Below are 24,748 nucleotides of genomic sequence, written 5' to 3'. Positions count from 1 at the left end.
GGCGCTCAGTGGCCGGAGCCGGCCGTGGGGGTTGCTGGGGCGGCGGCGGCTGGGGCGGCGGCTGTCGCGGCGGGGCCTTGGCCCATCAGCGGCTTGGCCGCATCACCGATGATGGCAAAGCCTGACCAGTAATAGGGATGCGAGGTTTCGAGCACATCCATCATCTGGCGCTGCGATTGGCGCAGCGCTTCGCCCACCGCCTGCTTGCCGGCATTGGCGAACAGCCCGAGGATCAGCGTGCGGGTGGCATCGAAACTGTCCGGCACCGGCCAATGGCTGGCGATCACGGCGCGGGCTCCGGCGCCGACGAAGGCGCGCACCAGGCCATCAAGAGCGAAATTGCCGCCGGTGGTGATCCCGGCTTCGCGCGTGGCCGAAGCGGTGGCGGCACCGGCGGTGTCGCATGCCGAAAGGATGATGGTGTCGGCATCCAGCGACAGATCGAAGATGTCGCGGAAGCTGAGCAGGCCATCGGAGCCGGCCCCGCCAAAGCTGGTGAGCAGGGCCGGGCGGGCCGGGCATTCCGGGCGCGGCGCGGTGACCAGGCCGTGCGTGGCGAAATGGATGATGCGATAATTTTTCAGATCGCTGCGCGCCATCATGGCGGTATCGGTGAAATCGCCTTCGGTGGAAACAGTGGAACCGCCGGCGCGCAGCAAATCGGCCGCCAGCCGCAGTTCGGTGGCGGAAATCGGCCGTGACCATTCCAGCAGCGGCCAATCACAGTCACTGCGCGGCGGCACCGGGCTGGCGTTGGCCGGTGCGCTGACGGGAATCGCGCTCGCCGCGGCCGGCAGCATCGCCGCCAGCGCGGCCGCGCCGCGGGTATTGCCGCTGCGACCGGCGGCAACAGGGGCAGGTGCTGCCACGGCCACCGGCAATTCCGGCGGGCGGGCACCGGGCGGCACCGCGTTCTGCCCCAGCCCCAGATAGGCGTTGGCAGCCCGGCTGCCGGCGATGCTGCGCACATCCAGGAAGGCCCGCGGCGAAGTGGCGGTGGACACCATGCGATCGCGGCCCAGCCATGCGAGGCCGCGCGCATCGAACGGATCGGCGTTGTCGTCAGTCTGCCGCGCCTGATAGGCGGCCAGATTGTCATCGGCGGTGATCAACAGGTTGAACGGCAATTGCAGCAGCGCGCCATCGGGCTCGGCGATCAGATGTTTGCTGGCCAGCATCAGCTTGGCGCCGACGCCATCGTCAGGCCCGGCCAGCAGCTTGTACAATCGGCGGGCGGCAGCGGCATCGAACGGATAGGTGGTCGGCCGGCCGTTTTCGAAGATCACCACCGTGTCGCGGATGGCCTTCACCAGCGCTCCGAGTTCCGTGCTGGTGGCGGATATGCTGTGCACCGCGGCCGCCTGTCGGCCAAGCACCAGCGCATAGGTCTGTTCGCCCAGCAGAATCAGCTTGAAATAGGCTTCGTCGGGGCCGAGCGCGGCCTGCAGGCTGGCGACGGTCACCGTGGTGTTGCTGATGCTGCGATAGCGCGGGAAATCCGCCAGTCGCGCCAGCACCGACGTCTGGTCACGGCCCAGCACTGCCAGGCGTTCCCGCAGGGCGGCGACCTGCTCGCGCTCCAGCACCGTGGGGGCCTCCATCTGGTCGATCCGGCTGATTTCGGCCTGCGTGCGCACCAGATCGCGCGACAGGGTGACCGACTGGCGGAACAGCGCCGACGCCGCATCGCTGCCGCCCGACAATTCACGCGCGAGCACGGCCTGGGTTTGCGCCACGCCGGGCCGCAGCAGGATCTGGCTGGCATCGAAGATATCGTTGGCAGCGGCGGCATCGCCCTTGGCAGCCAGGCTGGCAAACCACGGCACCAGCAACGGCCGCAGCAACTGGCCGGCGCCCGGCACGTCGGGTGCCGCCTTGACGATGCTGCGGAACAGCGGCGCGGCCTCCGCGTCACGACCCTGACGTTGCAACAGCGCGGCCTGCCGTGCTTGTGCCGCCAACAAGGCTGCGGACCCGGGATATTGCGCTGCGGTCAAGGTGACCGCTTCGGCCAGGGCAGCCATGGCCTCTGCGCCGTTGCCCAGTTGCTCGGTCACACTGCCACGCTCTGTAGCGACCGCCGCCCGCAGCCAGCGAACCGACAACACGCGACCGCCGCGCACCCGTGCCAACTGGTCTTGCGCCTGTGTCAGGGCGACCGCCGCAGCCGGCAAGTCCCCCATCCCGGCCAGCGCCGCGCCGCGCAAATACAGTGCCTGTGCATCGAGGATCTGCACCCGTTCTTCCGGCGTGAGCGCCGCATTGCCGGCGCCCAATGCGCGCATCGCTGCATCATCGATGTTGAGGCGCTGCGACAAGGACGTATCAATGTATCCGGCTGCCAGCCGGCTGGTGTCGGTGGTGCCGACATTGCCGCTCACCTGGCGCGCCAGCGCGTCCAGCGCAGCGCTGTTCTGATGGCGGTTCAGCTGATGTTGGGCGAGCGCGTTGCGTTGCAGGCGGCTGGCGATCGGATCATTGGCGTCGAACAACAGGGCCGCTCGCGCAAACAGACGCTCGGCATCGGCAAAATTGCCGAGATTGGATTGCTGCAGGCCCTGATTGGCAAGATATTCGGCGCTGCGGGTGAAGCCGGGGGCGCCCAGCCGGTTGCGTTCCACCAGCAGATCGAAAAACTCCGCCGCTTCGGCAAAGCTGGAGGCATTGTTGCGCCCATAGGCTTCAACAAGCGCCTGCCCTGGCTCCAGGCTGCCGGCCTGGATGCGCGCGAAGGCCGCCGGATCGCCGGCCTCGGTGGCCGCCACTTCAACGGTGCCGGCGATCGGCGTATTGGCCACCAGCGTGCGCAAGCCCAGTTCCAGCGCCGAAGCATAGCCGGCAAAGCCGTCGGCGACGTAGAGCGTGCGGCCGCGCTGCACAGACAAGCGAAGACGGTTGAGGCCATCGACGGTGCAACGGCTGGCCATCACGCCGGGCAGGCCGGGCAGCGTCGCCGCTGCCGGTGCCGGGCAACCCGGCATCAATGGCGGTGCGCCAGTGCGCAAGGCATAAAGGCTGCCGACTGGTGCCGCTGCATCCCGGCACACGATGCGATAGCCGTGATCGAACATGCCTTTCAGCAGCGGATCGGCCACCTGGGCTTGCGCCGTGCACAGCACGCCGGCGTTGCCAATGCGGAAGCTGTCGGCCAGCGCGAGGCTCCGAGACTGTGATTGCGCCTGTGCCGGCAGCGGCAGCAGCGCAGCCGCCATCAACATGAGCCCGACGCGGTTCATTTCAAGCCTCCCGGCCGGCGCACACCGCTGGGGACCGGATCCAGCCACAGCGCCGGATTGCCGCCGCTGGTTGCCGGATCGTTGGTTTCCAAATCGGCCGACATCTGGCTGAAATCGATCAGACGCTGCAGGGCGACAATCGGCAGCTTGTCTGCCGCCGCTTCGGCTTCCTCTTGCTGCTGTTCGGTTGTTTCCGCCTCGGCCGCCAGACCGGGGATGTTGTTCACGATCGCATCGACCTTTTGTTCAACCGCGGGTGGTGGGCCGGGGGGCGGCTCCGGCGGCGGGATGGTGCACCCGGCGACGACTGCGCAGCCATTGACCTGCGCTGTGCTGGCCAGGCGGACGACGCCGGGCTGGACCGTCACGGCCGTGCGCGTGGCATCATTGGTGAGGAACGTGCCGCCAGAACCGAGCACGCGGCCATTGATCACCAGATCGAGCAGCGCCGTCTGGCTGCCGGTCGCCGTGACGATCAGGCCGCCGCTGCCGGCGGTGAAGCCGGCGCGGGTGGCGGCATCGCCGCTGTTCTGGATCAGCACGTCCTGCGCTGCGTTGATGCGGATGCTGCCGGCAATCAGCGGCCCGGCAAGCGCCGGATTGGCCGCAGCGGCATTGATCGCATCGTTGCGCGCCGTGCCGGTAAGCGTGCCGCCGCTGATCTGGCCGAGCAGCGTGTCGCTTCCCACCCGAACACTGCCGGCGGTCAACGTCAGCGTGCCCAGCGGCGCTTCGGCATTGCTGCCCAGTTGGATGCGGCCCGTGTTGGTCGCCACTTCGATGCGGCTGCCGGAGGTGAGGGCCAGCGTGTTGGCCGCGCTTGCCTGCGCCATGGTGACGGCGCCTGTGACGCGCAAAAGGCCGCCGCTGGACAGGGTGATGCTCGTCGGCAAGGTCTGGGACTGGCCCTGATTCTGGCCCTGGCCAAGGCCGGGCACGCTGGACGGCAGATCGAGCTGCCCCACCGTCATCGTGCCAGTCGGCAGGCGCACGCTGATGTTGCTGGCGCGCAACGTGCCGAACTCGGCATTCGACAGGCTGTAGGTGCCTGTGACATCGCCGCCGCCGATGCTGGCGGTGGTGACCGCATTGTTGATCAGGGCACCTGCAACCTGGCCATTTGCGGCCAGGCTGATGTCGGTGGCGCCATTGCCGCCGATGGTGCGGCCGGGGGTGATGATGATGTCATCCGAGGTGATGGCCACCCGGTTGGCGCTGATATTGCCGGCCAGCGTGGCCGCGCCGCCCACATCGATCAGCACACTGGTTGGCGCCGTGATCGCCTGTGCGCCAAATCTGCCGGTGGCGGCGGCGATGAAGCGACCGGTGCTGGCTGCGCCGCTGATGGTGATATCGCCGATCAGGCGCTGCGGCGTGCTGGCCAGAAGCGCGGCAAACTGCGGGTTGCCGGCCGTATCGAATGTGATCTGCGGCAGCAGTTCGTGGCTGGCGATATAGACAAATCCGCTGCCCGATGTGCTGAGCGCGCCGGTGGTGATACCGCCGGTATCGAGCAGCACGATGCCGCCCGGCGCAGCAATGTTGCCCGTCGTCACGCCCAAAACGCCCGACAGGGTGGCGCTGCCCGAAATGTTGATCGCGCCGGTGGAGATGGTGCCCGGCGTCGTCACGAACAGCACACCGCTGGCCGCCGGGGCCGGATTCACCGTGCCGGCATCGATGTTGCCGTTGAGGATGATCGCGCCGCCGGCGTTGAGGAAGATGGAATCCGCCGCAGACAGGCTGCCCGTGGTCAGCGTGGTTGCCGCGGTCAGGCGGATATCGTCGCTGGCGCGGATGGTGCCGGTCACCAGTGCGCCGCCCACGCCTGCAGCCTGCCGGGCGGTCAAGGTCAGGGTGCCGCCCACGATCAGGTTGCCGGTGGTCAGGTTGCCGGTGGTGCCCAGCGTGAGGGCGCCGGTTGCCGTGAGATTGCCCAGCAACAGATCGCTGGTGGCATTGAGATTGATGAAGCCGGTGCTGGCGGCATCGACAAGATCAACGGTGCGCGCGGCAATGTTGGCACCCCTGGAGACCGTCACGCCGGCGCGGGCCTGGAATGTGCCGGCCGTTGCCGCCTCCAGCAGGCCGGTAACCAGCGCACCGCGCACCGTGATGTCGCCGGCGGTCGGCACGATGCTGGCCGCAAACAGCGGGCTGTAATTGGGCACGCCGGCCGCGAAGCTGATCAGGCTGGCCTGATCGATGCCGGCGAACCGTATGCGGCCCATCGTTGGTGTGGCGACGGCGGCGGTGGTGATGGTGCCGCCCGACAGCAGCACCAGATCACGCCCGCTGGTCAGTGCACCGCTGGCCAGTGCGCCCGACGAGAGCAGGCCGATATCGCCGGCCGCCATCACGCTGGTGACGCTGACGCCATTGCCGCGCACGAAGATGTCGCCGCGCGCGCCTGCTTGGGGTGATGCCTGCGCCGCCGACAGCGCGCCGGTGGCTGTTATCGCACCGCCTGCGATCAAGCTCATCCGGTCCCCGGCTGCCACGCTGGCAAGTTGTAGGCCCTGGGCGGTATTGATGCTGACTTCACCGGCCGCGGTGATTGCGCCAAAGCTGCCCGTGCCGCCGGCAACCACGATCAAATCGTCACTGCCGACAAAGCTGCTGTCCAACGCGACATTGCCGCTGCTGTTGATGCTGGTCAGCCCGGCATTGATCAGGCCGGCGATGCGCACATTGCCGCCAACATCGATCAACAGGCTGGTCGGCGCGGTGATCGCCTGGGCACTGAGACTGCCGGTGGCGGCGGCAATGAAGCGGCCGGTGCTGGCTGCGCCAGTGATGGTGATATCGCCGATCAGGCGCTGCGGTGTGCTCGCGAGCAAGGCGGCAAATTGCGGGTTGCCGGCCGTATCGACGCTGATCAGGCTGGCCTGATCGATGTTGCCAAAGCGCACCCGGCCGGATGCCGGGGTCAAGATGGCGCCGGTGGTGGTGTTGCCGCCCGACAGCAGCACCAGATCACGCCCGCTGGTCAGTGCACCGCTGGCCAGTGCGCCCGACGAGAGCAGGCCGATGTCGCCGGCCGCCATCACGCTGGTGACGCTGACGCCGTTGCCGCGCACGAAGATGTCGCCGCGCGCGCCTGCTTGGGGTGATGCCTGCGCCGCCGATAGCGCGCCGGTGGCTGTTATCGCGCCGCCTGCGATCAGGCTCATCCGGTCCCCGGCTGCCACGCTGGCAAGTTGCAGGCCCTGGGCGGTATTGATGCTGACTTCACCGGCCGCGGTGATTGCGCCAAAGCTGCCCGTGCCGCCGGCAACCACGATCAGATCGTCCGTGCCGACAAAGCTGTTTTCCAACGCGACATTGCCGCTGCTGTTGATGCTGGTCAGCCCGGCATTGATCAGGCCGGCAATGCGCACATTGCCGCCAACATCGATCAACAGGCTGGTCGGCGCGGTGATCGCCTGGGCACTGAAACTGCCGGTGGCGGCGGCAATGAAGCGGCCGGTGCTGGCTGCGCCGTCAATGCTGATATCGCCGATCAGGCGCTGCGGTGTGCTCGCGAGCAAGGCGGCAAATTGCGGGTTGCCGGCCGTATCGAAGCTGATCTGCGGCAGCAGTTCATGGCTGGCGAGATAGACGAAGCCGCTGGCCGAGGTATTGAGCGCGCCGGTGGTGATACCGCCGGTATCGAGCAGCACGATGCCGCCCGGCGCGGCGATATTGCCGGTCCTGACGCCGAGCACACCCGACAGGATTGTGCTGCCAGACACGTTGATCGCGCCGGTGGCGATGCTGCCTGGCGACGAGGCAAACAGCACGCCGCTGGCCGCCTGGGCCGGATTCACCGTGCCGGCATCGATGTTGCCGGTTATGATCGACCCGCCAGCGGCGAGGACAATGGAGTCCGCCGCAGACAGGCTGCCGGCGTTGAGCGTGGTGGCCGCGGTCAGCCTTATATCGTCGCTGGCGCGGATCGTGCCGGTCATCAGCGCGCCGCCCACGCCGCCAATCTGCGACGCCGTGAGCGAAAGCGTGCCGCCAACGGCCAGATTGCCCGTGTTGATATTGCCGGTGGTGGCCAACATCAGCCCGCCATCGGCCGTGATACTGCCGAGCACCACATCGGTGGCCGCAGTGAGGTTGATGAAGCCGGCGCTGGCCGCATTGGTCAGATCAAGGCTGCGCGCGGCGATGCTGGCACCAGTCGTGACGGTCACGCCGTCGCGGGCCCGGAACATGCCGGTGGTGGCCACCTCCAGCAGGCCCGCAACCAGCGTGCCATTGACGGTGATGTCGCCCGCTATGGGCGTGATGCTGGCCGCGAACAGCTGGCTGTAATTGGGCACGCCGCCTGCAAGGGTGATCATGCTGGCCTGGCCGGCAGAACCAAAGCGCACCCGGCCGGATGCCGGGGTCAAGATGGCGCCGGTGGTGGTGTTGCCGCCCGACAGCAGCACCAGATCACGCCCGCTGGTCAGTGCACCGCTGGCCAGTGTACCCGACGAGAGCAGGCCGATATCGCCGGCCGCCATCACGCTGGTGATGCTGACGCCATTGCCGCGCACGAAGACATCGGTAGGGCCAGCGGCCACAGGCCTGACCATGCCGGCATCGATCAGTCCGACATTGATGGTGCCATTGGACAACAGGCTGAGCCGGCCACCCGCGCTGATCGTGCCGTTGGTGATGGCGGTGGCGGCGTCGATCACGCCGTTGCGATCGGCCCGCAGGCTGGTGAAACCAATGCTGCCGCCGCTGAGGAGGATATCGCCGGTGCTGACCACATCCTGCAACGTCACGGTCGCCGTCGGCCCGCCGCGGATCTGCACATCCTGGCTGCCGGTGGTCTGGGTCAACAGATTGATACCGGCCGTACCGTTGAGGACGACAATCGGCGCGGTGATCACGCCGCGCGGCCCGATGGCCGGGGCGGTGAAGCCGGAAAGGAGTGACCCTGCGGCGCTGACCTCCAGCCGGCCGCCGGCCGTGATCGTGCCGCCATCGTTCAGGGCGAGGCTGCCGCGCGAGACGAACTGGATGTCGCCCGCCACGGTAATGGCCGATCCGGCCTGGGCTACCAGCCCGCCGCGCACGGTCGATGTGGGATCGACCGAACCATCGGCAAGAGCCCGGAAGCTTGGCAGCAGGATTTCGGCGCCACCGGCGCTGAACAGGCGGATGACGCCTGGTTCGCCATTGCTGCCGCTGGTGCCCGAACCGGTGCCATTGGCCGTCGCCTGCACCGATCCGTCGCTGAACAGCCGCACGGTCGGTCCGCCGGCCTGGCCGGTGCTGGCGATCGTGATGCTGCCACCGATGCCGTTTGCCGAAATGCCGGGCAAGCCACCGCTACCGCCGGCATTGCCATTGGCTGTAAGGTTGAGCCCCATGTTCACGCTGGCATTGGCGTTGGTGAACAGCAGCTCGATGGTGCCGCCGCGCCCATTGCCATGTGCCGCCGGCGAGCCAGCGCCGGCGGCACCGCCGCTGCCGCTGGCGGTCAAGGTTGCAGACGCCAGATTGAGCGTGCCGATGGCACCGGTGGCTGTGCCACTGCCCATGCCGATGCGGATGGTGCCGCCGTTGGCATTGCCGCCTGCGCCGCCGGGGTTGGCGCTACCATTGCCGCCAACGCCGTTGGCCGTGGCCGTGACCGTGCCAATGGCCAGTGTGCCGCTGTTGCCGGTGGAACCCAGCAGGATGGTGCCGCCTTGGGCCGTGCCGCCCCCACCGCCGCCACTGCCGCCGCGGGCATTTGTTTCGATGCCGACCGCGCCAGTTGGGAACAACGCCATGCCGCCGGGTACAGCGCCGCCGGCGGTGAGGAAACGCACCTCGCCACCCAGAGCATTGCCGCCCGCAGCAGTCTGGCCGGCGCCGCCGGTCGTGTTGGCAGCGATGCTGATGCGGCCGGCCACATCCAGTGTTCCGGTGCCGATGTCGAAGCCGATCTGCGAACCGGTGGCATTGCCGCCGTTGTTGCCAGCGCCGCCCGTGGTCTGGGCATCGATCACCAGGCCCGCACTGCCGACGTTGATCGCGCCGTTCACCGTGGCGAGAATCCGGCCGCCGGTGGCTGCGCCGCCGGAGCCGACTGTGCCATTGCCGCCCGCGCCGCCGATGCGGGCTGCCGAAATTTCGATGCCGCCGCTGGTCAGGCTGCCGCTGCTGCCGATGACAATATCGATGCGTTCGCCAAGCGCGACGCCGCCAACGGGGCCATTGCCGTTGCCGAACCTGTCAGAAGCGCCGGCCCTGGCCTCGGCCAGCACACGCACATTGCCGGCGCTGATGCTGCCCGGCTGCGCTGCGCTGCTGGTATTCACCGCCAGTTTCGCGGTGCCGGCGGTGGCGTCGCCGCCCTTGCCGCTGTCGCCACTGCCGGCTGTGGCTTCGACATTGAGCAGGATTTCGCCGGTCACGGCAATCTGGCCTGTGCTCACCGTCACTTCGGCCGTGCCGGCGGTGGCGGTATCGCCCAAGGTGCCGGTTGTGCCGCTTGCTGGGGCATAAAGCTCGAGATCGTCGCCAACGGTCAGCACGCCGCCGCTGTTTGACACGCGCGCCGTGCCGCCGGTGGCCGTGCCGCCAACGCCATTCTGGGCGATGCCACGGGCAAACAACTGAATGTCGCCAATGCTGCCACGGGTGGTGATGCGGCCGGCGTCACCATTGTCGTCGGGCGTCAAGCGGATTTCCGTCCGGCCGCCGGTGCCGTTGCGGCCCGAACCATCGGTCTGCAATTCGATGTAATTCGCGCTCAACGCGCTGCCTTGTCCGCTTGCCGTCAACTGCGCCGTGCCGCCCTCCCCGTTGCCGCGCGTCGTGCCATTTCCGCCCCACCCTCTGGCCGACATGAACAGCGTGTTGCTTATGGTCACAGCGGCGCCGCCCAGCACGTCCATCTGGGCCGTGCCGCCGGTGCCGTTGCTGCCAGTGCCATTGGGATTGCCGCCCCCCAGCGCTTCTGCAGCGACGCTTGCAAATCCGGCCTGGAACGTGCCGCTGGCCACCGTCAGGGTGGCGCCGCCGCCGGTGGCAGCGCCGCCGCTTGCACCGTTCACGAAGCCGGTGGCATTGACGGTCACCTCGTTTGTGACCTGCACATTGCCGCGTGCCGTGAAGCGCGCCGTGCCGCCGGTCACGGTGCCGCTTGTGCTGCCATCGCCGTTGCCGGCCACCGCACCGGCATCGATCGTCAGATGGTCATTGATTTGCAAGGTGGAACTTTCGGCCAGGAGCACTTGCGCCAGGCCGCCCCGCACGACGTTGGTGCCGCGGGCAACACCGTCCGCTTTCGCGCCCACGCCCACAAGGCCAGCGAGCAAGGTGCCGCCGGTGGACATGATTCGCGCCGTGCCGCCTTGCGCAGCATTGCCAATGCCGTCGGCAGTGAGAGACAAGCGGCCGTTGCTGGCATCCAGCGTGCCGCCATCAAAGGACAGTATGGCTGTGCCGCCCACGCCATCGCCCAGCGTTGCGCCCAATCCACCTGCCCCACTGGCCAGCGCGATCAGCGCCCCCGGAAGCTGCAAGATGTTGCCATTGCTGATGCTGGCCGTGCCGCCAATGCCTTGCCCGCCAAGGCCCAGGCCATTGCCGCCGGTGCCGCTGGTGCCGAGTGTGATCTCGCCGGTGCTGGCGCTGGTGATGACCAGATCGCCGGTGCTGCCCAGGCTGGCCAGAGTGACCATGCCGCCGTTAGCTGCGCCGCCCTTTACGCCTGTGCCTTCACCGCCCTGGGCAGATGCAGCCAGTTCGAAATTGCCCAGATCCAGATTGATCCGTGCGGTGCCTGACGTTTCAAACCGGCTGCTGCCGCCAATGGCCGCGCCGCCGCTTTCGCCAGCGCCGCCCGTGGCATTGGCGGTCAGGCGGAATTCCGCGTTCACGGTTGCGCTGGCACCGGCATTGATCAGCACCGCAGCCGTGCCGCCCTCGGCATTGCCGCCTTGGCCCGGCCCATTTTCCGCGCCAATGGCGTTGCTGTCGATGGTGAGTGCCCTGGTTTCCAGGCTGCCACCGGTGAGCGTGACGGTGGCAGTGCCGCCGAAGGCCGCGCCGGGCACCGACAATATGGACTGCGGGGATTGATAGCGGGCGCGGGTCGAAAGCCTCAGGTCGGCTTCGAACGACAGCGTGCCGGCCGATTCCACGGTGATGCTGCCGGCGCGGACGATCTGGTTGAGGACGCTGGTGTTGACGGTCGCATCCGTGACGGCTTCGAGGCCATTGGTGGCCGAAATAATCCCGCCGGTGCCGGTGGTGATCGCGATGCTGCCGCCCCGGATGGTGCCGCTGCTGTCTTGGGATGATGTGGCGGCGGTGGCATCCAGCAGGATCAAGCCGCTTGCGGCAATCGTGCCGGCCACGGCAGACAGGGTGAATTGCCCCCCGGTCGGATTGCTGGCGGTGGCCGTGCCATCCCAGCGCAGATCGCGGGCGATGTTCAGCAGGCCAGCCGCGACTTCAACGCGGGCTTCGCCGCCCGCGGCCGTGCCTTCACCGTTGCTCGCCTGCACATTGGCAGCGGTGTTGAGGGACAGATCGCGGCCGATGCTGGTCTGGCCGCCAGAGACAGTCAACGTCGCTGTGCCGCTCTTGGCCATGCCGCCAGCCTGGCCGGAGCCGCTGCTGGCACCGGCTTGCAGGACAAGCCCGTTCGGCAGCGTGAAGGTGCCGGCACTGGTCACGGTGATGGTGCCGCCGTTGCCGCTGCCGCTGACTCCGTTGGATGAACTGCCGCCATCGCCCCGGACATCGAGCACCAGATCATTCGAACCCGTGCTGGTGACGATCAGGCTGTTGTTGCTGGCGACATCAACGCTGATGGTGCCGCCAATGCCGGTGCCGCCTGCGGCGGTCGCGGCGTTCGCGCCGGTGCCGCCGCTGCCGGTGGCGCTGATGGTCAGGGCCCCATCGCCGATGGCAAAACTGGTGTTGCCGTTGCTGGTCAGGGTGATTTTGCCGCCGCGGCCGTTGCCGCCGATGCCGCCACTGCCCATGCCGTCATTGCCATCGCCGGTGCCGCCGCGCCCGTCGGCTTCCAGCCTGACACCACCCGCGATGGTCAGGCTGGTGCCCGGATTGGTCAGAATCGTGATGTCGCCGGCCGTGCCGTTCGCGCCATTGGCGCTGGTGGCATAGCCAGCTTCGGCGCTGGCGCTGGCGGACAGGCCGCCGGCGGTGAAGCTGCCCAACGATTCGAGGCGGATATTCCCCGCCGTTGCCGTTCCGGCATTGCTGCTGTTGCCGGTCACGCCGGTGTTGATCGAAAGGCCCTTGCCCGGATTGTCCTTGCCGATGCTGGTCGTGCCGCCAGCCAGCCAGGTGACCGCGCCGCCGGTGATCCCGGCGCCGGGCCTGGTGAAGAACCGCGCGACATCGGCCCGGATCGACAGCGATCCGCCGATGCTGACCGTGCTGGTCGGCGCCGTGGTGATCGCAACATTCCCGCCAAACGCCGACGATCCGGCCGAGGTCCCGGAACTGATGATGTTGGCAAGGATCTGCATGTCGCCAACGGTGCTGAACGTGCCGCCGGTGCTGCTGAGATCGGCATTGCCGGCGCGGGCCAGCGTGCCAGTGGCCTGCACATCAAGATCAAGCGTGCTGCCAAAGGCCAGGCCGCCGCCATTGTTGAACATCAGCGCGATCTCGCCGCCGGTGCCATTGCCGGCCACGGTCCCGCTGGTGCCGGCCGTGCCGCTGGCCGACAACATGGTGATGCCATTGGCATTCACCTGAGCGGCGTTGGCCGAAACCAGGATGTTGCCGGCGGTGGCCGAACCACCCAGCGTGTCGCCGCTGCCGCCCACGGCAGTGGCGATCAGGCGCGTCAGGCCGTTGATGGTAGCGATGGTGCCCGCCGTGGCGGCAAAGCTGGCGTTGCCGCCGTCCGCGTTGCCGCCGATTCCGCCTGAACCAACGCCGCCTATGGCCGTCGCATCCAACCGGGCCTCGCCGGTTACCGTCATTTGGCCGCCAGCGATCACGACCTGGGCCGTGCCGCCGGTGGCGCTGCTGCCCGTGTCCCCATTTTGGGCGATGGCGCTGGCCACCAGATCCAGATTGCCACCGATATTCAGCACGCCACGGATCATGTCGATCTGTGCCATCCCGCCGGTGGCGTCGCCGCCATTGCTACTCAGGTCGCTTCCGGCAAACAGCCGAACTGCCCCCAGCGACGTGATGCTGCCGGCAAAGCCGCCCGCATCGGGGGTGAAGCGGATTTCGGCCAGGCCGCCGGCGGCAGGATTGCCATAGCCGTCCGCATACAGGTCGAGTGTCCCCACCGTCAGCGCTGTGCCCTGTCCGGTGGAATTCAGGCGCGCCATGCCGCCGATGCCGACACCGCGCACATCGCCGAAGCCGCCCGTGCCCATGCCATCAAGCAACAGTTGATCGCTGATGATCACCTGGGCACCACCGGCGAGGCTGACGACCGCATTGCCGCCCTTGCCAAGGCCTGCCGTGCCCGTGGCACTGTCGCCGCCATAACCCTGCACCAGCAGGGACACGTTGGCCGTCTGCAAGCTGCCACCCGTGACGGTCAACAGCGCACTGCCAGCCGTGCTGGCGCCGCCCTTGCCCTCGAAACCGGCGGCGGCGTCCACCAGCACTTCGTTGGTCGCCGTGACGGTGCCGCGCGTCTCGAAGCGGGCGGTGCCGCCAGTGACGGTGCCGCCGGGGTTGCTGTCGCCTGAGTTGGCGAGGGCGCTGGCATTGACGATCACCGAGTTGCTGCTCAGCAAGGTCGAACTGTCGGCCAGCAGGATTTCGGCGATGCCGCCGCGAATGATATTGCTGCCCAGCGCCTGGCCCCGTCCTTCGGCGCGCACTTCGATGATGCCGTTCACATCCAGCGTGCCGCCGGTGGACGAAATGCGGGCGGTGCCGGCGATCGCCTGATTGCCGTCACCATCGGCTGCCAGCAACAGCCGGCCATTGCCCACATCCAGCGTGCCGCCCGCGTAGGCCAAGGTGGCGCCGCCGCCGCTGCCGTTGCCCCGGCCGGCGGTGGTGCCGCCAAAACCGCCGAAGCCGCTGGCCCGCAGGCTCAAGGCGCCGGGCAGGGTGAGGATATGATCGTTGACCACGCGGCTGTTGCCGCCGGTGCCGGCGCCGCCAAAAGTGCTGCCATTGCCGCCTGTGCCGTTGGCGCTCAAGGTAAGGATGCTGGCGCCAGCGCCGGTGAAGATGATGCTGCCGCTTGGTCCCAGGCTTTCGAGGATTACCGTGCCGCCGGTTGCGCTGCCGCCGTTGGCTGTGGTGCCGTTGCCGCCCACGGCGGTGGCACCGATATTGAGCAGCGATGGGCCGAGATTGATGGCAGCCGTGCCGGCCACCGACAGCTGCACGGTGCCGCCAATGGCGGTGCCCCCTGTCGCCCCGGACCCTGCGCCGGCAGCGCCGTCCAACCGCAGTTCGCCATTGATGGTCGCGCTCGCGCCGCTCGCGACAAGAACGCGCGCGGATCCGCCAGTGGCATCGCCACCCACGCCCTGGCTGTTGCCGCCGCCCCCGGCCCCTGCCGCCAATCTGAGGCCGGCAGACGTGAAGCTGCCGCCAGTGAGGTTGACCACAAGCGCCCCGCCCATGGACGCGCCGCCTTGAAAACCAGGGCTGATATATTGGGCGCCACCGTCCACAAACAGACCCGTTCCGCCGATGGTGACGGTGCCGGCTGACAACATGTCGAACGTGCCGCCGCGGGCCGTCATCGTGAACACCGGTTGGCCCACCAGTGACACCAGATTGGCCGAAAAGCTGCCCGCGATGGTCAGCACGCCTGCGGCGCCCACCGTTACATCAATGTCGCCAGCTCGCGACTGTGTCGTAGGCACCGTCACTTCGGTGAAGACATTGGCGGCCATGCTGAGGCTGCCGCCGATCAGCAGGCTGCCATCCACATCCAGCGCCAGCGTGCCGCCGCGCCCGATGGTGCCGCCACCTTCGGCTGTCAGTGACACATTGCCGGCCACGTTCAGCGTGCCGGCATTCACGTCCACCGTCAGCGTACCACCGGTGCCGTTGCCGCGCTCTGCCAACGGCAACACGCTGGCATTGCCGTTCAGCGTCATGTTTCCATTGATGCTTGTGGTGCCGCCGCTGGTCGAAAGCATCGCCGTGCCGCCGTTGGCGTTGCCGGTCGCCGGGCCGTCGCCGCTGGTGGCATTCACCAGTATGTTGAGGCCGCCCGGCAGGGTGAAATTGCCGGCATTGGCAATGGTGACCATCCCGCCGACGCCATCGCCGCCCTTTCCAAGCGAGCCCGCGCCAGCGCCGCCGATGCCAACCGCATCCAGTTCCAGGCTCTGGCCGCCGGTGGACAGGATGCTGAGGCTGCCGGTTGCGGTGCTGTCGATCAGCATGACGCCGCCGCTGCCGGTGCCACCGCTGCTGTTGCTGCCGGTGCCGCCGGTCGCGGTGGCGCGGATGCTGATCGGATCGTCGATCAGATCCAGCTGCATCGTGCCGGCGTTGCTGATGCGGATCGAGCCGCCGGTCGCTGCGCCGCCGGCGCCATCGAGCGCGTCACTGCCACTGGCGTTGGCGTTCAGCGCAATTTCACCAGTGACCTTGAACTGGGCACCAGCTGTCGACGCGATTTGGATCTGCCCGGCGGCGGTGAGCCCCGGCCCGGATTGCACCTTGTTGTTGCTGGCATTGGCCGTCGCGAACAGGCCTTGGCCGAACGCCAGCATGCCACTGTCGGCGTTGACGGAGATCGATCCGGCCGTCGCTGTGCCGCCGGTGCCGCCCGAGAAGCTGGCAGAAACGCCCAGGCTCGCACGGCCGCCAATCGTCGTGCTGCCGCCGCTGCTCCAGTTGATGACCCCGCCGGTTACTGTGTCGGCACCGCCGCTGCCGATGACATTCGCGTTGGCATAGACGTCCAGGCTGCCGGCGATGGTCGTGCTGGCGCCGGCGCTGCTGCTGATCGTGACGGTGCCGCCGGTGACCTGCACGCCGTTGAAGCCGGAATTGGATAAGATGTCGTTGAACAGGGTGAGCGTGCCGTCCACCACCAAGGCGCCGGTCCCGGAGCCTATGATGCTGGTGCTGCCGCTCTGGGCGATGCGCCCATCGACGGAATGGAACACATCGACGCCGCCATTGAATTGCAGCCGGCCGCTGCCGGAATAGTTCAAGTTGATGGCGCGGCCGGTGGCATTGCCGGCCGGTATCGATGCGCCGGCGCCGCCGCGCAGGAAATCGATGAACGCGGTAAAGCCGTTGAAGTTGATGGCGCCGCCGCTGGCGGTGATCGTGCTGGTACCGCCGACGGCATTGCCCGGAGATACGCTGGACGCGCCGCCGAAGGCATTGGTGCCGATGCGCAGCATATTGGTTGATGACGACAGGTTCAGCGCGCCGGCGGTGTTGATGATCGACAGAATGCCGCCGGTGGCGGTGCCGCCAGCCAGTATTGCGCCGCCGTTGCCAGCCGATGCGCCAATTTCCAGGGTCAATTGCCCGCTGTTGTTTGTGATGCTGGTGGTGCCGGCATTGCTGATCAGGATCTGGCCACCCTGGGCGTTGCTGCCGTTGTCTTGCATGCCGCTGGTCACGCTGGCGTTCGCGCTGATGGTCAGCCCGCCTTGCGGATCATTCGCGATGGTAAGCGTGCCGGTGGCCGCCGTGCTGATATCGATGATGCCGCCGGTTGCGGAACCAAGGCCGGCCTGGCCATTGCCTTGCCCGCTCAGCCCTTCGGCCAGCAACGCCGGCGAACCCGTCATTGTCAGGGAACCGCCCAGCGACTGGACGGCCACACGAACCGTGCCCCCTGTCGCCGTGCCAAACTGCCCGCTGGCAGCGGCAAACACGCTGGCAAGGCTGGCACTGCCGCCGTTTACCAGCAGTTCAACCGTGCCGCCCGTGCCGTTGCCAGATTGTTCGCCCATCGGGCCGGGAGAACCGCCCAATCCGTTGGCCGACAGGCTAATGTCTTTGGTGTTCAGCGTTCCGAGATTGGAAACAACGCGCGCTGTGCCGCCAAACCCGTTTCCGCCGGCCACGCCAAGCGCACGTGCGGCGCCGCCGAAACCATCCGCATTCAACCCGGCGCTGTTTTGCAGGGTCAAGCTGCCGACATTGGTCGCGTTTGAGGTCCCTTTTTCCAGCTTCACTTCGGCGGTGCCACCGCGGCCGCTGCCAGGCGCTGCTGCGCTGTTGCCGCCGATCCCGAAGGCGTTGACGGTGAAACCGCCTGACACCGCCATGTCGGTTGGATTGCCGCCTGTGGCATGCGGCGTGGCCAATATGCCGCCCTGGCCACCAAGCGCATTGCCGCCGCCGGTATCGGCCTGCGAACCGTTGCCGCCATTGCCGCCGGTGGCTGACACATTCACCGTCGTGATGCCGGCCCGCACCTGCGCGCCGCGCGCAATGAGATATTGGTTGCCGCCGGTGGCATTGCCGCCGCGCCCGGATGCGCCCCCAGCCTTGCTCGCGCCGCCTTCGCCGCCGACCGCGCTGGCATTCAGCGTCACCGTGCTGCCCAGATCGGCGCGTGATCGATTGACGACCGGCGTGATCGTTCCGCTGCTTACTCCGACATTGGTGATGCCGCCGCCCAGGGCATTGCCGCCGGCGCCGCCCGCGCCGTTGTCGCTGCCGCCGCCCGTGCCGCCGACGCTGCTGTTGTCAACAGTGGTCGATCCGCCAATCAGTTCGGAAAAGCCGCCGGTCGCGAGCAGATACAGATTGACCGCGCCAGAGTTCGAACCCGATGCATTGCCGCCCTGGCCGCCGGTGCCTGACCCTGATGAGCCGCCGGCGCCGCCGCGCGCACGAGCGAATATGGTCATGCTGTCGGCCACGATGCGCGCACCGCTGCCGTTCTCGGCACCCTGAATGAACGCGAAGGCTTCGCCCACCGTGGCGTTGCCGCCGGCACCGCCGCTGCCGGACAGGGCGTCCCCGCCGGTGGCATCGGCTTCCAGCTGCAAGCTGCCGACGTTCAACGTCGCTTCGTTGATGTTGACCTGTGCGCGGCCGCTCTGGGCGTTCCCGCCCACTGTGCCGGCCCCGCCAAAGGCTGCGCCGTCGAGCCTGAGCGAAGCCGCCGTGGCAGATTTCGATCCAAGCTGGGCCCGTGTGAAGCCGCCCCGCGCCACGCCGCCGGCGCCGCTGCTGCCGTTGCCGCCGGTTGCGGTGGCCGAAAGGCTGATGCCCCCTGGCGCGACGATGCCGGAATCGGCTGCAGTGCCGCCCGTCCCATAGCGCAGGAACACGGCCGGAAGCTCATTGTCACCATTGTCGAGTGCGGTGGCGTTGCCGCCAATCGCACCATTGCCGCCCGTGGCATTGGCTGAAACGTTCAATTCGCCGGACAGCAGCAGGGAACCGCCACTGTTGAAATTCACTTCGGCACGGCCGCCCACCGCTGTGCCGCCGTTGCCACCGGCCGTGCCCGCGCCGCCAATGGCACTGGCGGCCAGAAGCACGGCTGCACCGTTCAGCGCCACGGTGGGCCTGCCGGTGGTCACGATCTGCATCGTGCCGCCGGTGGCATTGCCGCCCTTGCTATTGATATTCGCGACGCCGGACGGGCCTTCGGCAGAGGCACTGATGAACGTATCGCCAAAGGCTTCGACCCGGGTCAACCCGGTGCTGTCGTTGACTTCCAGCCGGGCCGTGCCGCCGCGGAAATCATTGCCGCCAGCGCCGGAAAGCCCAACGGCATCGGCCGTGATGAACAGATTTCCCGACGACAGGTTGCCGCCGCCCTGCACGATCACCTGTGCGCTGCCCCCCCGGATCACGCCGCCGCCGCTGTTGGTTGTGGGGTTCTGTCCACCACCGCGGCCGCCGCTTTCCGTGCCAGACTGCGCGCCGGCGTCAATAATCAGCGCACCTGGAATGGCCAATGTGGTGTCGGCATTCAGGGTCAGCCGCGCGGTGCCGCCGTTGGCATTGCCCGATAGCTGGCCGTTCTCACCCATGTCGCCGATGCCCAGGGCTGACAGGATGACGTTGCCACTGCCGCTGTCGTTCAGCGTCACTGTGCTGCCGGTGGCCAGATCAAGGTTGGCAAAGCCGCCAAAACCGCTGCCGCCGCGGCCGCCGTCGGCAAAGCCGCCGGTGCCATTGGCCTCTGCCGTCAACGAGGCCGCTTCCAACGCCCCGCCGTTGAAGACCTGGATCAGCGCCTGTCCGCCGAAACCGGTGCCGCCCGGTGCGGCGCCAACGCCGGCCAGTCCAAAGCCATTGGCCCGCACCGTGGCGGACCCGCTGATCCGGAAATCGGCACTGCCCGACGTGAGGGTGGCGACCCCCGCCGTGCCGGCCCGCACCGGATTATAGGCCGATGCATCGACCAGCACATCGCCGCCCACTGTGAGCAAGCGGTTGTTGCTGGCGTTGACCGTGGCAACCCGTTCACCATAGGCCGAAACGCCGCCGGCCAGGCTCAGATCGCCGGACTGGGCCACAACCTCGATGTTGCCGGTGGACCTGATGGTCAGTTCCGACGTGATCGTCTTCTGGTCCACCCGGGTCAGCGCGACGCCGGTGCCGACACCCACCGAAGGCGTGGCCACCTGTTGCAGCCCGCTGCCGCTGGTGGTGCCGCTGATGTTGTAACCGGCCGACAGCACGATGGCGTTGCCGTCCACATCCGCCGCCCCGGCAACATCAAAGCCCAGATTGCCGCCGCCTGAGATCAGCATGGTGATCGTATCGTTCTTCGGCATTGCCAGCATGTAGATACGGTGAAAAATGCCCTGGGCGCTGTTGCCGGCCGGGCCGGTGATGCTGCCGGTGGTCTGGATGGCGATGCCGGTCGCAGCGGTGGCGACGTTGGTCGTGATGTCGAACAGGCCGCCATTCAGCGTGAAACTGGCATCTTCGGCCGCCACCAGTGCCGCCGACCCGTCAACGGTGATGCCGCCGTTCATCAGGACGCGCGGCGCCACCGCGATGACATAGCTGTCGCCCAGCGCGTTGCTGGCATTGATGGCAGCACCGGGCGTGATATTGACCTCCGCCGTGCTGCCGGTGGCGGCCTGCAAACGGAACTGGTTGCCACCTGTGATGAACGGCTGGCCCGCGGCCGCGCCCACCGGATCATTGGTCGTGAGCAAAAGACTGCCGACATTGAACTGCGCCGTGGACCCGATCACCAGGCCACTGGGTGCATAGAACCACACACTGCCCGCTGCACTGCTGTTGACCGTGCCGGACAGCGCGATGGCGCGGGTTGGATCGGTGCCGAAAATGCGGTTGAGGACGGTGAAACTGGCCCCCTGGGGCAAGCCGCCGCCGGCGTTGAAATTGGCGGTGAAGCCAGTTGGCAGAAAGTTGATCGGGGCGGCACTCGTTGCGGTATCGAACGGAACCCAGTTGACGATGACCTGCGAGTCATTGACGGAAATATCTTCGCGGCCAGGCAGGAAACCCCGGCTGATGCTGCCAAGGCTGGTGGTGGCTGTCCCCTGGAAGGCCTGCGCCTGCACGATCTGGGGCTGCAACGCCAGCATGCTGGCCAATACGCCGGGCGATGCGGCCAGTGCCAGCCGGGTGCGCGCGCTGCGGGCTGGCGCGTGCTCGTCGAACAACCGCATCAGTTGGTCCTCCACGGCAGCAGGCGGGTGGTGAGCGTGACCAGCAGCCGGACATCACCAGCATTCACCGGCCCGAGGCCTTTCAGCGCCACGGCGCCGCCAATGTCCAGCCGCGCCCGATCCGAAAGCACCATCCGCGCGCCGCCGCCGGCCGAAACCAGACTGTCCGGGTTGTTCGCCGTCGCGCCCAGATTGCGTGTCCACGCCCAGCCGGCATCGACGAACACATAGGGTTGCGCCGCCAGCTTCAGGGCCGAGCTCAGGATGATCGCATCATGGCGCAGCTCCGCAGTCACCGCCAGGCCGTCGTCACCGGTCAGCGCGCCGGGCTCATAGCCGCGGCCCACGGTGAAATTGCCGAGCGCAAAGCGTTCGAAGCCGAACAGATTGCCGCTGGCATATTGGGCGCGCGGCTGCACCACCAGGCTGATCCGACGCGACAGCCGCGCTTCGCCAAGGCCGGTGAAGCGCGCCACCGTGGCGGTGGGGCTGCCGTTGACCAGGCCCGGCGGCACGGCCCCGGCCGCAGTGCACAGGGCCGGCGTTTCCAGACAGTCCGGGCTGGCACCAAGGATCGACAGCCCCTGCCGCACTTCCAGGCCAAGCGTGACGCGCCACGCCGAGGTGCCGCCGGGGCCGCGGCCGCGCAAATCCAGCCAATCCGCATCGATCTTGGCATAGGCCACGCGGAGCCGATCACGCGACAGCGGCGCGGCGTTGAACTGCACCTGTTGATTGAGCAGATCGAGCCCGGCCTTCGCGTCCACGCTCGCCGCCTGGCTGCGGCGCAGCGGGTAGGAGGCTTCGATATTGGCAAAGAATGTCGTGGCTTTCACCGGCGGCACGGCTGCACCCAGTGCGGGCTTCGTCCAGGCCTCGGTAACGCGCCCGCCCAGCCGAAACCCTTCGCCGCCGATGGCAAAATCATGCCCGGCCTGCAAAACCTGCTGCTCACGCAGTTGGCTGGTGGCGTAATAGGATATGAAGCTGTGATCGCCGAGCCCGGTCAGGCCATGGGCCTGCACGCGCAACTGCCCGCCCCACGGGCCGGTTTGTGCCGGGCCCAGATTGGTCACCACGGCATCGGCGGCAATCGGGCGGCGCTGCACGCTGACTTCGCCGACCATGTCGCCAATCGTCGTGCCAGCCGGCTTCAGGGCCAGCCGCACGTCCATCCCGGGCATATCCCGCGCCAGCAACAGATAACGTTCGGCGGCAATGCGGTTGAACACCTGGCCGGTGGCCAATTTGTTCAGATAGCGCGCCACCTGGGCTTCGTTGCGGCCGGCATCGCCGCGCACGCGAACCGCCGTCAGCCGGGCATAGAGCACTTCAAACTTGACAACGCCGGCTTCGATCCGCTGCGCCGGCACCTGCACCGCCGCCAGATAGCCCATGCGGCGCAATTTGGTGGCCACGGCGTCGCGAATTTCACACAGTGCCGACACCGGCAACTCGCGCCCTGCCAGCGGACGCCACAACGGCTCCAGATCCCCTGCTGCAACCGGCGCAAGATTGTTGAATTCAGCCCGCGTCAGCGTCAATTTGATCGCGGCATAGGCGGGATCGGCCAGCGCGCACGGGCTGCGTTCGATATCGCCATCGACGATCAGCCGCGTGGGTGCCGTGATGGTCGGGCGCCGGCTGGGATCGATTTCTTCGCGCGTCGGCGCACCCGTCACGCCCACCTGCGCCGTGGCCGGGAAGGCCATGACGCTCAAAATCGCTGTACCGATCAGGAAGCCCGATGTGCGCCGGGCGATATCGGGCAGTTGCGGCGTGCGCCCAGCCCAAATACCCCCGTCGTCCATTCCACTGCCCTCCGCAACTTTGCGTTGCGACCCCTGATTTTCTGCACACTAAGCCCAATTGCGACAATAGCGCCAGCACCTTGTGAATTGGTTACGTGCCGCGCTGGTGCAGCGATGCAGGCCATGATGACGTTGGGGGCAGAAAGCTGAAGCCCGATCCGGATGCCGAGCGCGCCGCCATTGGCGATCAGCGCCGGCGCCGGCGTTGATCGCCGCCATGTTCGAACAAGGCGGCCAGGCTGTCGATGATGGTGCCGCCCAATTGTTCGGCGTCCATGATGGTGACGGCGCGAGCATAATAGCGTGTCACGTCATGGCCGATGCCGATGGCGATCAGTTCCACCGGGCTTCTGGTTTCGATCTGGCGGATAGCGGCGCGCAGGTGGCGCTCCAGATAATTGCCACTGTTGACCGACAGGGTGGAATCGTCCACCGGCGCGCCATCGGAGATCACCATCAGGATGCGCCGGTCTTCGCGCCGCGCCAGCAGGCGATCATGCGCCCACAGCAGCGCCTCGCCGTCGATATTTTCCTTCAACAGGCCTTCGCGCATCATCAGGCCCAGGTTCTTGCGCGCCCGCCGCCACGGCGCATCCGCCTGCTTGTAGATGATGTGGCGCAGATCGTTCAGGCGACCGGGCTTGGCCGGCCGGCCCGCGGCCAGCCAGGCCTCACGGCTTTGCCCGCCCTTCCAGGCGCGCGTGGTGAAGCCCAGGATCTCGGTCTTCACGGCGCAACGTTCCAGCGTGCGCGCCAATATGTCGGCGCAGATCGCCGCGATGGAGATCGGCCGGCCACGCATCGATCCCGAATTGTCGATGAGCAGGGTGACGACCGTATCGCGGAACTTGGTGTCCTGCTCCACCTTGTAGCTGAGCGCATGGGCCGGGTTGGTGACGATGCGCACCAGCCGTGCGGCATCCAATATGCCTTCTTCCTGATCGAAATCCCAACTGCGGTTCTGCTGGGCCAGCAGGCGGCGTTGCAGCCGGTTGGCCAGCTTGGTCACCGCCGATTGCAGCGGGATCAATTGCTGATCGAGATAGGCCCGCAGCCGGGTCAGTTCCTCATCGTCGCACAGATCGGCGGCACCGACGACTTCGTCAAATTTCGTGGTGTGGGCACGATATTCGAAATCCGGCGGCAGGTCAGACAGCGGCTGGTTGGGCCGCCACGGCATTTTGCCCTCGTCGCCATCCTCGCCCATTTCCGCGTCGGACACCATGTCGGTATCCATCTCGACTTCGCGGCTTTCCGATTCCTCTGGCGCATCGGCGGATTCCTCGGCGCGGGTTTCGGTGGACTGCTCCTGGCCGCCACCGTCGTCCTGTTCCTGATCGTCGCTGTCTTCGCCGGGCTGTTCCTCTTCGTCCTGGCCGTCGCTTTCTTCCGCTTCTTCGGCGGCTTCGTCCGGATCGGCCCCCAGGCCCAGATCATTGAGCACGCGGCGCAGCGCCTGCGCAAAACCGGCCTGATCTTCCAGCGTGTTGGCCAGATCATCCAGATGCCCGGCGGCGCGCGCCTCGATATCGGCACGCACCATATCGACCGCCGCTTCGGCGGCGCGCGGCACCGCGGCGCCGGTCAGGCGTTCGCGCATGATCAGCGCCAGCGCACTGGCCAGCGGCACTTCTTCGGGGGTGCGGGCACGCACGATCGGATCGGTGCGCACCCGCGCCTCCACCATGCGATCAAGATTGCGCGCGACGCCGGCCATATCAAGCGCGCCCAGTGCCTCACAGCGTGTCTGTTCCAGCGCGTTCCAGATCTCGCGGGCCGGGCCGGCATCGGGCAGATCCAGCCCGTGCAACTTGGCATCATGGTGGCGGCGCTTCAGCGCGAAACTGTCGGCCCAGCCGCGCACTTCGGCCACCTGTTCGGGCGGCAGCGCGCGCGCCGGTTGCGGCACCCGGGCCTGTTCACCGAAACAGGCCGGTTTGTCGGCTGTATAGGCCAGATCCATGCCCGGCGCGTGGCCAAGCGCGCGCATGCTGGCCGCCACCGCCTGGCGGAAATCCTCGATCGGGCTGTTGTCGGCCATGACCCCATTTGTGCCGGCCGTGCGGGCCTGTCAAATGCCCAAAATGTCCGGGTTTGCTGCCAGCGCACCTCACACCGGCAACAGCTTGACCTTTCAGGCCCGCGTGGCAGGGGGAAGGAACAT

Annotated in this window: 4 protein-coding genes; all 4 read right to left on the bottom strand. The window is 67.6% G+C overall.

All coding sequences use genetic code 11. From position 1 onward, the window contains the following. Window positions 1–5 precede the first annotated feature (5 nt). Window positions 6–3,236 carry a CHAT domain-containing protein gene (locus AC6UUM_RS14840; protein ID WP_500803017.1) on the bottom strand — a complete coding sequence of 1,077 codons (3,231 nt, stop codon included), beginning with the start codon at window positions 3,234–3,236 and terminating at the stop codon, window positions 6–8. Then, on the bottom strand, window positions 3,233–20,773 hold the full coding sequence (locus AC6UUM_RS14835; protein WP_500803016.1) for a hypothetical protein: 17,541 nt from the start codon (window positions 20,771–20,773) through the stop codon (window positions 3,233–3,235). Before AC6UUM_RS14835 ends, AC6UUM_RS14840 begins: the two co-directional genes overlap by 4 nt. Then, entirely contained in the window at window positions 20,773–22,584 is a 1,812-nt protein-coding gene (locus tag AC6UUM_RS14830; protein ID WP_500803015.1) for a ShlB/FhaC/HecB family hemolysin secretion/activation protein, read from the bottom strand. Before AC6UUM_RS14830 ends, AC6UUM_RS14835 begins: the two co-directional genes overlap by 1 nt. Window positions 22,585–22,771: 187 nt before the next feature. Further along, the gene (gene cobT, locus AC6UUM_RS14825; protein ID WP_500803014.1) at window positions 22,772–24,625 is read right to left on the bottom strand and encodes a cobaltochelatase subunit CobT; all 1,854 of its coding nucleotides are present in this window, start codon (window positions 24,623–24,625) and stop codon (window positions 22,772–22,774) included. Window positions 24,626–24,748: the final 123 nt, after the last annotated feature.

Source organism: Sandarakinorhabdus sp., assembly GCF_987265915.1.
The sequence above is the reverse complement of the archived record's forward strand: the minus strand, read 5'-3'. Positions and strand labels throughout refer to the sequence as shown.

Bases quoted from the DNA above. Each gene is read 5' to 3' on its own strand.
- AC6UUM_RS14840 (WP_500803017.1), bottom strand. From the start codon at position 3,236: ATGAACCGCGTCGGGCTCATGTTGATGGCGGCTGCGCTGCTGCCGCTG.
- AC6UUM_RS14835 (WP_500803016.1), bottom strand. From the start codon at position 20,773: ATGCGGTTGTTCGACGAGCACGCGCCAGCCCGCAGCGCGCGCACCCGG.
- AC6UUM_RS14830 (WP_500803015.1), bottom strand. From the start codon at position 22,584: ATGGACGACGGGGGTATTTGGGCTGGGCGCACGCCGCAACTGCCCGAT.
- cobT (WP_500803014.1), bottom strand. From the start codon at position 24,625: ATGGCCGACAACAGCCCGATCGAGGATTTCCGCCAGGCGGTGGCGGCC.